The 12,430-nt window shown below is 66.1% G+C and carries 14 protein-coding genes; 8 read left to right on the top strand and 6 right to left on the bottom strand.

The window, feature by feature from the left end; genetic code table 11:
- Positions 1 to 897: a polyprenyl synthetase family protein gene (locus NMQ16_RS10110; protein WP_257080437.1), complete on the bottom strand. Its 897-nt coding sequence runs from the start codon at positions 895 to 897 to the stop codon at positions 1 to 3.
- On the bottom strand, positions 890 to 1,144 hold the full coding sequence (locus tag NMQ16_RS10105) for an exodeoxyribonuclease VII small subunit (protein WP_257080436.1): 255 nt from the start codon (positions 1,142 to 1,144) through the stop codon (positions 890 to 892). Before NMQ16_RS10105 ends, NMQ16_RS10110 begins: the two co-directional genes overlap by 8 nt.
- Positions 1,145 to 1,337: 193 nt before the next feature.
- On the opposite strand from NMQ16_RS10105, the gene NMQ16_RS10100 reads away from it, so the two are divergent.
- The 5 genes from NMQ16_RS10100 to NMQ16_RS10080 all read left to right on the top strand — a co-directional run bounded on the left by NMQ16_RS10100 (position 1,338) and on the right by NMQ16_RS10080 (position 4,863).
- Positions 1,338 to 2,441: an aromatic ring-hydroxylating dioxygenase subunit alpha gene (locus tag NMQ16_RS10100; protein WP_257080435.1), complete on the top strand. Its 1,104-nt coding sequence runs from the start codon at positions 1,338 to 1,340 to the stop codon at positions 2,439 to 2,441.
- Between the two features lie 89 nt (positions 2,442 to 2,530).
- Positions 2,531 to 3,379 (top strand): DMT family transporter, encoded by an 849-nt coding sequence (locus NMQ16_RS10095; protein ID WP_257080434.1) that lies wholly within the window; start codon positions 2,531 to 2,533, stop codon positions 3,377 to 3,379.
- 19 nt (positions 3,380 to 3,398) lie between these two features.
- A complete protein-coding gene (locus tag NMQ16_RS10090; RefSeq protein WP_069039493.1) occupies positions 3,399 to 3,749 on the top strand; it encodes an STAS/SEC14 domain-containing protein in 351 nt (116 codons plus the stop codon).
- Between the two features lie 5 nt (positions 3,750 to 3,754).
- Positions 3,755 to 4,588 (top strand): sulfurtransferase, encoded by an 834-nt coding sequence (locus NMQ16_RS10085; RefSeq protein WP_257080433.1) that lies wholly within the window; start codon positions 3,755 to 3,757, stop codon positions 4,586 to 4,588.
- Complete coding sequence (locus NMQ16_RS10080; protein WP_257080432.1) at positions 4,552 to 4,863, top strand: DUF3253 domain-containing protein; 312 nt, start codon at positions 4,552 to 4,554, stop codon at positions 4,861 to 4,863. The genes NMQ16_RS10085 and NMQ16_RS10080 overlap by 37 nt, the downstream gene beginning before the upstream one ends.
- On the opposite strand, the gene NMQ16_RS10075 is transcribed toward NMQ16_RS10080, so the two are convergent.
- Positions 4,830 to 5,756: a LysR family transcriptional regulator gene (locus NMQ16_RS10075; RefSeq protein ID WP_257080431.1), complete on the bottom strand. Its 927-nt coding sequence runs from the start codon at positions 5,754 to 5,756 to the stop codon at positions 4,830 to 4,832. The two genes, NMQ16_RS10080 and NMQ16_RS10075, sit on opposite strands and share 34 nt — an antisense overlap.
- 103 nt (positions 5,757 to 5,859) lie before the next feature.
- On the opposite strand from NMQ16_RS10075, the gene NMQ16_RS10070 reads away from it, so the two are divergent.
- Positions 5,860 to 6,864 (top strand): zinc-binding alcohol dehydrogenase family protein, encoded by a 1,005-nt coding sequence (locus tag NMQ16_RS10070; RefSeq protein ID WP_257080430.1) that lies wholly within the window; start codon positions 5,860 to 5,862, stop codon positions 6,862 to 6,864.
- A 104-nt stretch (positions 6,865 to 6,968) separates the two neighbouring features.
- On the top strand, positions 6,969 to 8,063 hold the full coding sequence (locus NMQ16_RS10065) for an alkene reductase (RefSeq protein WP_257080429.1): 1,095 nt from the start codon (positions 6,969 to 6,971) through the stop codon (positions 8,061 to 8,063).
- 4 nt (positions 8,064 to 8,067) lie between these two features.
- Here NMQ16_RS10065 and NMQ16_RS10060 read toward each other — a convergent pair whose 3' ends face one another.
- Entirely contained in the window at positions 8,068 to 8,433 is a 366-nt protein-coding gene (locus tag NMQ16_RS10060; protein ID WP_257080636.1) for a YbaN family protein, read from the bottom strand.
- Positions 8,315 to 8,656, bottom strand: coding sequence for a twin-arginine translocation signal domain-containing protein (locus NMQ16_RS10055; protein ID WP_257080634.1), 342 nt, complete (start codon positions 8,654 to 8,656; stop codon positions 8,315 to 8,317). The genes NMQ16_RS10060 and NMQ16_RS10055 overlap by 119 nt, the downstream gene beginning before the upstream one ends.
- A 3-nt stretch (positions 8,657 to 8,659) precedes the next feature.
- Between NMQ16_RS10055 and NMQ16_RS10050 the strand changes: the two genes are divergently transcribed.
- Entirely contained in the window at positions 8,660 to 8,782 is a 123-nt protein-coding gene (locus NMQ16_RS10050) for a hypothetical protein (RefSeq protein ID WP_257080648.1), read from the top strand.
- A 31-nt stretch (positions 8,783 to 8,813) separates the two neighbouring features.
- On the opposite strand, the gene NMQ16_RS10045 is transcribed toward NMQ16_RS10050, so the two are convergent.
- The gene (locus NMQ16_RS10045; protein WP_257080428.1) at positions 8,814 to 12,191 is read right to left on the bottom strand and encodes a transglutaminase family protein; all 3,378 of its coding nucleotides are present in this window, start codon (positions 12,189 to 12,191) and stop codon (positions 8,814 to 8,816) included.
- Positions 12,192 to 12,430: the final 239 nt, after the last annotated feature.

Below are 12,430 nucleotides of genomic sequence, written 5' to 3'. Positions count from 1 at the left end.
TCAGTTCTGCCGTGTCAGCACGAAATCGGCGAGTTCGCGCAGGCGTTGTGCCTTGTTGCCGAAACCGGTGAGGCTGTCGAGCGCTTCGTCGTGCAGTTCGCGGGCTCGTTCGCGCGCCCGGCCGATGCCCAGCGTTGTGACATAGGTCGGCTTGTTCGCCGCGGCGTCCTTGCCCGCAGTCTTGCCCAGCGCCGCCGTGCTCGCTTCACAGTCGAGCAGGTCATCCACCACCTGGAACAGCAGCCCGACCCGTGCCGCGTAATGGTCCAGCTTCGCCGTGCCGGCTGCGTCCAGTTCCCCGCAGGCGGCGCCCAGTTTCACCGCACAGCGTATCAGCGCACCGGTTTTGTGGATATGCATGAATTCGAGCGCCTCGACGTTCAGTTCCAGGCCGACCGATGCCAGATCGATCGCCTGACCGCCCGCCATGCCGCGTGAGCCGGACGCGATCGCCAGTTGCGTGATCAGATCTATCCGCGTGACCGGGGCGACCGAACAGTGTTCCGCAAGAAGAAGGAAAGCAAGCGATTGCAGGCTGTCGCCGACCAGCAGCGCCGTGGCGTCGTCGTACTGCACATGCACTGTGGGCTTGCCGCGGCGCAGCACATCGTCGTCCATGCAGGGCATGTCGTCATGCACGAGGGAATAGACGTGGATCAGTTCGAGCGCACAGGCAGCGGCGTCGAGTGCTTCGGGTGCGGCGCCTGACAGGCTGCCTGCCGCGTGACAGAGCAGCGGACGCACCCGCTTGCCGCCGCCCAGCGCGGCATAGCGCATGGCTTCATGCAATCGTGCAGGGGCTATCGTGTCCGGCGGCAGAAAGCGGCTGAGTGCGCATTCGGTACGCTGCTGTACAGCGCTCACCCAGTCGCGGAAACCCGGTCCGACTTCAGTCATTGTCACGCGCGCCTGCATCGGCCGGAAAATCGCGCAGCAACCCGTCTTCGAGTATCTGTACCTTCTGTTCGGCAGCATTCAGCGCCGACTGGCAGTGGCGCACCAGATCAATACCTCGCTGGTAACGCTCCAGCGCGCTGTCGAGCGGCAGCTTGCCGTCTTCCATCGCACGCACGATGGATTCGAGTTCTTCGATGGCGGTCTCGAAGCTGGCGGGTTCTGACGCCGCTTCCGATTTTCGGATCATTCTGGGTACGGGCGCTGGCTGGACCGCGAAAAATAGCTGATCCACCCCGGGCGGTCAAACCTGCATCTGGTTATACTCACCGGCTTTGTCACGCGCACCCGGCCCTCGCACATCCGTGCACAGACTTTCTCGTGCCATGTGTTCCGCGCAGGCCGGCGCGCGGTTTTCCAACTTTGACTTCGGGGGTTGGGGAATGTCCGATCTACAGTCCATTACCCGTCTGGAACCGGCGCAATCACAGTTTCCGGTGTCCTGGTACGTCGATGCATCGCTGTTCGAACTCGAAAAGCGCGTGCTGTTCGACAACGGGCCGGGTTATGTGGGGCATGAACTGATGGTGCCCGATCCGGGCGACTATCAGACCCTGGGCTGGGCCGACGATGCACTCATGCTGGTACGCAACGCGTCCGGCGTCGAACTGCTGTCCAACGTATGCCGCCATCGTCAGGCGCTGATGATGAAGGGGCGCGGCAACGCATCCAACATCGTCTGCCCGGTGCATCGCTGGACCTATGACACGCGGGGCGAACTTCTGGGCGCGCCGCATTTCCCGGACACACCCTGCCTGAACCTGAAGCGACAGCCGCTGCAGAACTGGAAAGGGTTGCTGTTTTCGGGCCAGCGCGACATCGCAGCCGATCTGGCCGGCATGCAGGTGGCACCCGATTTCGATTTTTCCGGCTACCGGCTCGATCACGTCGAAATGCACCAGTGCAACTACAACTGGAAGACCTTCATCGAGGTCTATCTGGAGGATTATCACGTCGAGCCCTTCCACCCCGGGCTGGGCAAGTTCGTCACGTGCGATGACCTGAGCTGGGAATTTGCTCGCGATTTCTCGGTGCAGAGGGTCGGCGTGAACAACCGCCTCGCGCGGCCCGGCACGCCGACCTACGAACGCTGGCACCGCGCGGTGCTCGACTACTATCAGGGCGAGCTTCCGCCGCACGGCGCGATCTGGCTGACCTACTACCCGAACATCATGGTCGAGTGGTATCCGCACGTGCTGGTGGTCAGCACGCTGTACCCGCAGGGACCGGACAGCACGCTGAACGTGGTCGAGTTCTACTACCCGGAAGACATCGTGCTGTTCGAGCGCGAATTCATCGAAGCCGAACGCGCCGCCTACATGGAAACGGCACGCGAGGACGACGAAATCGCGGAGCGCATGGACGCCGGCCGGCGCGCGCTGATGAAGCAGGGCCGCTCGGAAACAGGACCTTATCAGTCGCCGATGGAGGATGGCATGCAGCACTTCCACGAGTGGTACCGCCGCGAAATGGCCGACTATCTGTGACGGCCGGATGCCCGTGAGCCCTGGTCGGTGCCTCGGGCAGGACGGGGTACCCCGGTGCCTCGCTTCCTTGTGCAGCTGAGGGTCTGACGATGCAGTCGCTGTGGATGGTGCTGGCCAGCCTGCTGTTTGCGTCGATGGGCGTGTGCGTGAAGCTGGCGAGCGACGCCTTGCCGGCGTCGGAAATCGCTTTCTACCGTGGATTCATCGCGCTGCTGCTGGTGGCCGTGGTGATGCGCCTGCGCGGTGCCGACTTCGCCACGCCGCACGCTGGCGTGCACCTGAAGCGCGGCCTGTCGGGCGCGGTTTCGCTCATCCTTTACTTCGAAGCCATATCGCTCCTGCCATTGCCGACTGCGGTCACGCTGAACTACACCTCGCCGCTGTTCATGGCCGCCTGGCTCGGCTTCACCGCTTCGGGCGAATTGTCACGACCGCTGATGCTGGCGCTGGCCATCGGTTTCGCCGGTGTCGTACTGGTGCTGCAGCCGACGCTGGGCAGCGACCAGTGGGTCGGCGGGCTGTTCGGACTGGGGTCCGGGTTGATCGCCACCGTCGCCTACCTGAGCGTGCGCGATCTGGGGCGCCTCGGTGAACCCGAGTGGCGCATCGTGCTCTACTTCTCTGCCTGTTCGGCCGTGCTGGGCGCGCTGTGGGCACTGGCCGACGGCGGATTCCACTTCCATTCGGCACGCACCTGGGCATTGCTCGGCGGCGTCGGCGTGTTCGGCACGGCGGCTCAGCTTTGCATGACCGCTGCCTACAAGGGGGGACGCACGCTGGTGTCGGCCAGTCTGGCCTACACGACGGTCGCCTTTTCCACGCTTTACGGCATCCTGCTGTGGCAGGAGGTCCCGACTGCAGTAGTCTGGCTGGGCATGCTGCTCATCGTTGCCAGCGGCCTGCTTGCGCTGCTCAGGCCGCCGCCGGTGAAGTCCTAGTTCTGAAAGGAGATTTCAAATGATCGCAACGGAGTCCGAAGGCAATCTGGTGACGGTGTCTGCCTTCGGCGAGTTCACGCTGGCGGATTACCGCGAGTTCGAAGACCTGGTGAATTACCGCATCAAGTTCGAAGGCGTGGTCAATCTGCTGATCGACCTTCGCCAGATGACCGATTTCACGCTCGACATGGCGCTCGAGGAACTGCGCTTCGCCCGCGCGCACAGCCACGATTTCGGCCGTATCGCGGTGATCGCAGGCAGTCCGTGGATGGTCTGGACGGCCTGGCTGTCGCAGGTGTTCGTCGATGCCGACGTGACCGTGTTCGACGACGAGGCCAGCGCGCGCGCCTGGCTCGCCGAAACGGTGTGAGCGCCATGGGCCCGCTGATCAGCGCCGATGCACTCGCCGGTCGCCTCGGCGACGACGCCCTGGTCGTGATCGACTGCCGGCATGACCTGGCAAGACCTGACGCCGGCGAGGCCGCCTGGGCCGGGAGCCATATTCCCGGGGCGCTGTTCATGCACCTCGATCGCGACCTGTCGTCGGTGAAGACCGGCAGCAACGGCCGTCACCCGCTGCCGTCGCCGGCCGCCTTCACCGCGCTGCTCGGCCGCTGCGGCATCACGCCCGGGCACTCGGTGGTCGCCTACGACGACGCGGGCGGGATGTTCGCCGCCCGTCTGTGGTGGATGCTGCGCTGGGTCGGCCATGCCGACGCCGCAGTGCTCGACGGCGGCCTCGCCGCCTGGCTCGCCGCGGGCGGAGCACTCAATCAGAGCGTGCGCAGCCGCCCAGCCACTCGCTATCCGGAGGGCGCGGTCGACACCACGGTGGATGCCGATGCGCTGCTGGCCAATCTCGACGGCGGCGCGCTGCTGGTGGTCGATGCGCGTGCGCCGGACCGTTTCCGGGGCGAGAACGAAACGCTGGATCCGGTCGGCGGCCACATTCCGGGCGCGGTCAATCGTTTCTTCAAGCTCAATCTGACCGACGATGGCCGCTTCAAGCCGGCGGATGTGCTGCGCGCCGAGTGGTGCGCGATCGCGAAAGCACGCGATCCGGCGACGCTCGTCATGCAGTGCGGCAGTGGCGTCACGGCCTGCCACAACCTGCTGGCGCTCGAACTGGCCGGCCTGTCCGGTGCGCGCCTCTACCCGGGTTCGTGGAGCGAATGGTGCAGCGATCCGGCGCGGCCGGTGGCGCGCTGAACAGCGTCACCGACGATGCGCAGATCGTGCGCGAATTGCTCGCGCAGGTTGCCCTGCGGGGCGCCGGACGTTCGATCTGCCCGTCTGAAGTCGCGCGGGCGCTGGCCGCTGACTGGCGCGCGCTGATGCCACGCGTGCGCGAGGTGGCACGCCGGCTGGCGCGCGAGGGCCGGGTCGTCATCACGCAAGGCGGTGAAAAGCGCGATGCCGACGGCGACTGGCGCGGCCCGATCCGTATCGCTCAGGCATCCGGGCCTTGTTCCGGCTCCACCTGAGCGAACTGTTCACCGAGGAAATCCAGCAGCCGGCGCACCCGCAGCGGCATGTGGCGGCCGGCGGGCAACATCGCATGCAGCGGAAAATCTTCGCCGCGCCAGTCGGTCAGCAGTTCGACCAGCCGGCCGCTCGTCAGATCGTCGATGACGTCCAGCCGCGCCTTGGTTGCGATGCCCAGCCCTTCGATCACCCACTGCCGCACCAGTGCACCATCGTAAGCCAGCCGGTTGCCCCGCACCGTGATCGTCGTTTCGACGCCCGCGCGTTCGAAGCGCCATGCCAGATGCGGCCGGCCGCTGCGGTACAGGGCAAGGCAATTGTGCTGCACCAGTTCCGATGGATGAGCGGGGGCGCCGTGCCGCGCGATGTAGTCTGGCGAGGCCACGACGACCCGTCGCGTGACATGCAGCCGGCGCGCCACCATGGATGAGTCCGGCAACTCGCCGTAGCGCACCGCCAGATCGACCCGCTCCCGCACCAGGTCCTGCAGTGTGTCGGACACGTACAGCGTCAGCCGGACATCCGGATGTTGTGCAATGAAGCGGTCCAGCATGGCGGACAGCGCACCGCGACCGAGATCGGACGGCGCCGCGAGGTGGATGTCGCCAGTCAGGGTCTCGCGCCCGGCACCGAGCAGCGCGCGCGCGTCGTCGAGATCGCCGAGTGCGCGCCGTGCATGGTCGCGCAGCAGTTCGCCCTCGGCCGTCAGCCGCATCGAACGCGTCGACCGCTCGATCAGGCGCACGCCGAAAACCGCTTCCAGCCGCTTCAGCGCGGCACTGGCGGCGGCCGGCGTCAGATCGAACTGGCGCGCGGCGGTGCTCAGTGAACCGGCGTCGGCGATGCGGACGAACAGTTCCAGTTGGGAAAGGGTCAGGTCGCGCAGTTTCATTTTCAAAAATTGTTTGAAGATGAATTGGGTATTTGCTGGATTATCAATCGATTCTGCAGGCGTTAGCATGGCGACCACTTCACCAGTCGTCCGGGTCAATGCAATGAAAGCCGTCGCCTTCCGCGAAAACCTGCCGGTGGATCGCGCAGATTGTCTGGTCGATATCGAACTGACGCCGCCTGAGGCGCACGGGCATGATGTGTTTGTGCGGGTCGAGGCGGTGTCGGTCAATCCGGTCGATACCAAGGTGCGCCGCAACAACCCGCCGCCGGAGGGCCAGTGGCGCGTACCCGGCTGGGACGCAGCCGGCGTGGTCGAAGCCGTCGGCGCCCAGGTCACCCGCTTCAGGCCGGGTGACCGCGTGTGGTACGCCGGCGACCTGACGCGGCAGGGCAGCAATGCGCAATTCCAGGCTGTGGATGCACGTCTGGTCGGTCGCATGCCGGTCTCGCTCGGATTCGCCCAGGCGGCGGCGCTGCCGCTGACCGCCATCACGGCCTGGGAGCTGCTGTTCGATCGGCTGCAGGTGCACGACGCCGAAGGCCGGTTGCTGGTGGTGGGTGCGGCCGGCGGCGTCGGCTCCATCCTGCTGCAGCTGGCGCGTGAATTGACGCGGCTGACGCTGATCGCCACCGCGTCGCGACCGGAAACCGAAGCCTGGGTGCGCAAACTGGGTGCGCATCACGTGATCGATCATCGGCAGCCGCTGGCGCAGGCGCTGCGCGCGGCGGGCATCGAATCGGTGACGCATGTTGCCAGTCTGACCCAGACCGATCTGCACTACGCGCAGCTGGTCGAAGCGCTTGCGCCGCAGGGCCGGCTGGCGCTGATCGACGATCCGGCCGGGCCGCTCGATGTGCTCGCCTTGAAGCGCAAGAGTCTGTCGCTGCACTGGGAACTGATGTTCACGCGCTCGCTCTACCAGACCGCCGACATGGCCGAGCAGGGTACGCTGCTCGACGCCGTCGCCGACCTGGTCGATGCCGGACGCCTGCGCAGCACGCTGGGCGAGCACTTCGGCGCCATCAACGCAGCCAATCTGCGCCGTGCGCACGCGCTGCTGGAAAGCGGCCGGGCGCGCGGCAAGATCGTGCTGGAAGGATTCTGATTCCATACCGCGGATGAATGCCGCAAGGCCCGATCACGCTTGATCGCTTCGGGTCGGACCGGTGTGCATCCGCGGCGAGGCCATTTCAATTCGGGGAGTACTGCATGACCACACTTTTCGACCCGCTCAAGCTGGGCGACATCGCACTGAACAACCGCATCGTCATGGCGCCGCTGACGCGCAACCGCGCGCTGCCCGGTCAGGTGCCGGGACCGCTGACCGTCGAGTACTACACGCAGCGCGCGAGCGCCGGCCTGATCATCGCCGAGGCGACGCAGGTCAATCCGATGGGGCAGGGCTATCTCGACACGCCGGGCATTCACTCCGCCGAACAGGTCGCCGGCTGGCGCAAGGTGACCGATGCGGTGCACGCCGCAGGCGGTCGCATCATCCTGCAGCTGTGGCACGTCGGCCGCATTTCGCACACGTCGCTGCTGCCCGGCGGCGCATCTCCGGTGTCGTCCACGTCGCGGCGTCCGGATGCGCAGTGCTTCACGCGTGACGGGTTCGTCGATGTGTCCGCACCGCGGGCGCTGCGCGACGACGAACTGCCCGGTCTGATCGACGACTACCGCCGCGCCGCGCGCAATGCGATCGACGCCGGTTTCGACGGCGTGGAAGTGCATTCGGCCAACAGCTATCTGCTGGAGCAGTTCCTGCGCGACAGCGTGAATGACCGCAGCGGCCCGTATGGCGGCCCGATCGAGAATCGCGCCCGGCTGCTGCTGGAGATCATGCAGGCAGTGGTTGCAGAAGTCGGCGCCGGTCGCACCGGCGTGCGCCTCTCGCCCGCCACGACCTTCTGCGATACGCCGCTCGACAGCAACCCTCAGGCGCTGCACAGCCATGTGCTGGACCGGCTGTCGGCGCTGGGCATCGCCTTCGTGCACATGATCGAGGGTGAAACCGGCGGCGAACGCGCACCAGCCAGCGTCAAGCCGCCGATCGACTACGCGGCGCTGCGCGCACGGTTCAACGGTGGCTGGATCGCGAACAATGGCTACGACCGCCCGATGGCGATGGATGCCGTCGCATCGGGTGGCATCGACGCGGTGGCTTTCGGCCGCCCCTTCATTTCGAACCCGGATCTGGTACGCCGCCTGCGCGACAACGCGCCGTACAACGAGTTACGCGCCGAACTGATGTACGGCGGCGGTGCAGCGGGCTATACCGATTATCCGGCGCTGGACGCTGCCTGATCGCTCAGGGAAGGTCTTGCGGCAGGGGGCGCACCGCCGGTTCGGGGCGCGTCCACATCCAGCCGGCGACCACCATCAACATCACATATACGCCGCCGCGTACCCACCCCGGCACCGGGCTGAACCACAGCGTGGTGGCGCTGAACAGCATCATCGCGCTGGCCAGCCACTTGGCGCGCCGCGGAATGGCGCCTTGTTCGCGCCAGTTCGTGATGCAGGGGCCATAGGTCGGGTGCGCCAGCAATCTGGCTTCAAGTTCCGGCCAGCCCCGGCTGGCCGCCCAGGCCGCCAGCAGCAGGAAGGGCACGGTTGGCAGCACCGGCAGCACCGCACCGATCACGCCCAGCACTACCGAAACCGCGGCCAGCAGCCGCCACAGAAATTGTCGGGTCCAGTGGATCAACACGGATGGAGCAAGGGCGAAAGCTGCATTGTGCCGCACCCCGCCACGCGTTGGCCGGTCGATGAANATCGGCCGACGTTTCGATCACCGGTTCGGGCACGGCGGCCAGCGCCACGCGATTGACCGAGGCAGCCGCCACCGCGGCGCCTGCGATGCCTGCGTTGAGCAAAAAATCTCTGCGGGAAGTCATGTCATGTCCTTCGAATTCGATGCAACGGATTGTGGGAGCGGCGGCCTCGCCGCGATGGATGCCGCGATGATCGTTGATCAACGCGCCGATCGCGGCGAGGCCGCCGCTCCCACAGTGACTGCGTAAATCCCGGCAGGAACGGCGCGGGGGGCCGATCTTACCGTCGCAGATCGAGGGTGAACGGGAAGTTTGGATTGCGGTCCTCGGGTGGGGCGGACAGGTGGCCGGGGGTATGTCCCATGGCGAAGAAGCGCGCGAGACGGCGGCCTTCCGCTTCGTACGAATTGACCGGGAAGCTTTCGTGATTGCGCCCGCCGGCGTGCGCGACGTGGTACTGGCAGCCGCCCATCGAACGCTTCATCCAGTCGTCCACCAGATCGAACACCAGCGGGGCGTGTGGCGGGATGGTCGGGTGCAGGCAGGTGGCCGGTTGCCAGGCGCGGTAGCGTACGCCGGCGACGTATTCACCCACGCGACCGGTTGGCGACAGGGGCACGCGCCGGCCATTGACCGCCAGCACATGCCGGTCGTCGACCAGGCCCTGCACCTTGACCTGCAGGCGCTCGACCGAAGAATCGACATAGCGCACCGTGCCACCAGCGCCGCCTTCCTCACCCAGCACATGCCACGGTTCAAGTGCGCTGCGCAATTCCACCAGCACGTTGCGGGCGGAGAACTGCCCCATCCGCGGGAAGCGGAACTCGAAGTGCGGCGCGAACCATTGCAGTTCCATCGGGTAACCGAAGGCACGCAGGTCATCGATCACGTCCCCCATGTCCTCCCACACGAAGTGCGGCAGCATGAAGCGGTCGTGCAGTTCGGTGCCCCAGCGCTTGAGCTTCGGCGGCGCATACGGTTGCTGCCAGAAGCGGGCGATCAGCGCGCGCAGCAGCAGTTGCTGCGTCAGGCTCATGCGCGCATGCGGCGGCATTTCGAAGCCGCGCATTTCCAGCAGGCCGAGCCGGCCGGTCGCGCCATCCGGCGAGTAAAGCTTGTCGATGCAGAATTCGGCGCGGTGCGTATTGCCGGTGGCATCGACCAGCAGGTTGCGCAGGATGCGGTCGATCAGCCAGGGCGGCGTGTAGCCCGTATCGCGCGAACGGCGCTCGATTTCGGCGAACGCGATTTCCATCTCGTACACCGAATCGTTGCGCGCCTCGTCGATGCGCGGCGCCTGACTGGTCGGGCCGATGAACAGGCCGGAAAACAGATACGACAGCGCCGGATGGTTGTGCCAGTAACTGATCATGCTGCGCAGCAGATCGGGCCGTCGCAGGAAGGGCGAGTCGGCCACCGTGGCGCCGCCCAGCACGAAGTGATTGCCGCCGCCGGTACCGCTGTGGCGGCCGTCGATCATGAACTTCTCGGTACCGAGGCGGGTTTCATGCGCAGCCTCGTAGAGGAAGGTGGTGCCGGCGACCATGTCGTCCCATGAGTGGTAGGGCTGGATGTTCACTTCCAGCACGCCCGGGTCGGGCGTGATGCGCAACACCTCGACGCGTGCATCGCGCGGCGGCTCGTAGCCTTCGAGCACCACCGGGTGGCCGCAGGCGGCCGCGGTCAGTTCGACCGCAGTGACCAGTTCCAGATAATCGTCCAGTGTCGGCAGCGGCGGCATGAACAGGTACATCACTCCGTGGCGCACCTGCGCGCACAGCGCGGTGCGGGTGATCCAGCCGGCGGATTCGAGTGTTTCCGGCTTGCGGTCGGTGGCCGGCACGCGGGTCGCCGCCGGACCTGCGGAGGCGAAGTCGATGGCCGTCGCATCGTCGTCCTCCGGCTGCTGCAGGCGCACGGCGATGTCGCGCTGCGGCCGCAGCGGCACCTGCCGCTGCACCGGGTCGGGCGCATGCACCCATGGGTATTCGGCGGCCGACACCCAGGGTTGGGAATCGAGCGGCAGCCGGTAGCCCATCGGCGAATCACCCGGAATCAGGAAGCAGCGTTCGTCGCGCAGGAACCACGGACCGCTCTGCCAGGCGTTGCCGGCCGGTGTGCGCGCCAGCGGCAGGATGTGGCCGACCTCGCTGTCCAGCCCGTCATGGAACAGCCGGCGCATGCGCTCGCGCTCCAGCGGATCTTCGAGCCGTGAATCGAACGGATCGACGTTCGCCGGCAGCTTGCGTTCGCGCCACAGGTAGTACCAGACGTCCTCGAAGGCCGGAAACACATATTTGCCGTCCACTTCAAGGCGCTTCGACAGCGCCTTCAGGAAGGTCGCGCAATGTTCCGCGGTGAGCGCGTAATCGACCGCTTCGTCGGCGATCAGGCCGGGATCGGTCCACATCGGCTCACCGTCGCGCCTCCAGAAGCAGGACAGCGACCAACGCGGCAGCTGTTCGCCCGGATACCACTTGCCCTGGCCGTAATGCAGCAGGCCTCCCGGCGCATAGCGCGCCTTCAGTTTCGCCAGCAATTCCGCGCCGAGCAGGCGCTTGACCGGCTTGTCCGGCGGCGAATCGGCGGTGGTGTTCCACTCCGGGCCATCGCGGTCATCCACCGACACGAAGGTCGGCTCGCCGCCCATGGTCAGCCGCACATCGTGCTGAGCCAGATCGATGTCGATGCGATGACCCAGCGTTTCGATGCGCGACCAGGCGTCGTCGGTGTAGGGCTTGGTCACGCGCGGCGCTTCCCATATGCGCTCGACCTTCATGTGGTGCTCGAATTCGGTTTCGCACTTTTCGGTCAGTCCGCTGATCGGCGCCGCCGATGACGGGTCGGGCGAGCAGGCGAGCGGAATGTGGCCCTCGCCGGCGAACAGGCCGGACGTCGCATCCAGCCCCACCCAGCCGGCGCCCGGCAGATACACCTCGCACCAGGCGTGCAGATCGGTGAAATCGTTCTCCGGGCCGCTCGGGCCGTCGAGCGACTTCACGTCGGCGGTGAGCTGTATCAGATAGCCGGACACGAAACGCGCCGCCAGCCCCAGATGACGCAGCACCTGCACCAGCAGCCAGGTCGTGTCGCGGCACGAGCCGCTGCCCTTCTGCAAGGTTTCCTCCGGCGTCTGCACGCCCGGCTCCATGCGGATCAGGTAGCGGATGTCGCCCTGCATCTGCTGGATCAACGCAACGAGATAGTCGACGCTGGCCTTGCCGTTGCTGCCGAACAGGGTGCGTGCGTCATCGACCCAGCGGGTGAATTTCGGCGCGTTGTCGCGGGTCAGCGGCAAGGTGACCAGATACGGGAACAGTTCGCGCGTCTGCTCTTCGTTGTATCCGAAGGGAATTTTCTCGGCCGCCGGTTCGAGGAAGAAATCGAACGGATTGATGACCGACATTTCGGCGATCAGATCGACCTCGATGCGCAGCTCGCGCGTGCGTTCCGGAAACACCAGACGCGCCAGATAGTTGGACTGCGGGTCCTGCTGCCAATTGACGAAGTGCTCGGCCGGCGTGACGCGCAGCGAATACGACAGGATGGGCGTACGGGTGTGCGGCGCCGGGCGCAGTCGCACCACCTGCGGGCTCAGCAGCACCGGACGGTCGTAGCGGTAGTGGGTGACGTGATTCAGTGCGACGTGGATGGACACGGAATACTCCGGTTGCGGGCAGTGAAGGGGATGATGCACTCAAGCAATTAGCGTGCGCGAGACAAGTCCATGATTTTCTGTGCTATTCGTTTCAGCTCGTCGACGGCCGTTGCACGCTGCGGACACGTCACGCACCGCGCCGGTGCATGACGTGTCCGCAAGCCGCCGCCGTCGCCTGTCATTTGAGTCCGAGGCGACGCGCCAGCTTGTGCAGATTGCTCGGGTCGACATCCAGCCGT

The sequence above is a fragment of the Methyloversatilis sp. XJ19-49 genome (assembly GCF_024580145.1).
In the GTDB taxonomy this organism is placed as follows: domain Bacteria; phylum Pseudomonadota; class Gammaproteobacteria; order Burkholderiales; family Rhodocyclaceae; genus Methyloversatilis.
Note: the sequence above shows the minus strand (reverse complement) of the source record. Positions and strands in the feature narration are given on the sequence as shown.

What these genes read in the sequence shown, in the direction of transcription:
- NMQ16_RS10110 (WP_257080437.1), bottom strand. Translation starts at nt 897, where the DNA reads ATGACTGAAGTCGGACCGGGTTTCCGCGACTGGGTGAGCGCTGTACAG.
- NMQ16_RS10105 (WP_257080436.1), bottom strand. Translation starts at nt 1,144, where the DNA reads ATGATCCGAAAATCGGAAGCGGCGTCAGAACCCGCCAGCTTCGAGACC.
- NMQ16_RS10100 (WP_257080435.1), top strand. Translation starts at nt 1,338, where the DNA reads ATGTCCGATCTACAGTCCATTACCCGTCTGGAACCGGCGCAATCACAG.
- NMQ16_RS10095 (WP_257080434.1), top strand. Translation starts at nt 2,531, where the DNA reads ATGCAGTCGCTGTGGATGGTGCTGGCCAGCCTGCTGTTTGCGTCGATG.
- NMQ16_RS10090 (WP_069039493.1), top strand. Translation starts at nt 3,399, where the DNA reads ATGATCGCAACGGAGTCCGAAGGCAATCTGGTGACGGTGTCTGCCTTC.
- NMQ16_RS10085 (WP_257080433.1), top strand. Translation starts at nt 3,755, where the DNA reads ATGGGCCCGCTGATCAGCGCCGATGCACTCGCCGGTCGCCTCGGCGAC.
- NMQ16_RS10080 (WP_257080432.1), top strand. Translation starts at nt 4,552, where the DNA reads ATGGTGCAGCGATCCGGCGCGGCCGGTGGCGCGCTGAACAGCGTCACC.
- NMQ16_RS10075 (WP_257080431.1), bottom strand. Translation starts at nt 5,756, where the DNA reads ATGAAACTGCGCGACCTGACCCTTTCCCAACTGGAACTGTTCGTCCGC.
- NMQ16_RS10070 (WP_257080430.1), top strand. Translation starts at nt 5,860, where the DNA reads ATGAAAGCCGTCGCCTTCCGCGAAAACCTGCCGGTGGATCGCGCAGAT.
- NMQ16_RS10065 (WP_257080429.1), top strand. Translation starts at nt 6,969, where the DNA reads ATGACCACACTTTTCGACCCGCTCAAGCTGGGCGACATCGCACTGAAC.
- NMQ16_RS10050 (WP_257080648.1), top strand. Translation starts at nt 8,660, where the DNA reads ATGTCCTTCGAATTCGATGCAACGGATTGTGGGAGCGGCGGCCTCGCC.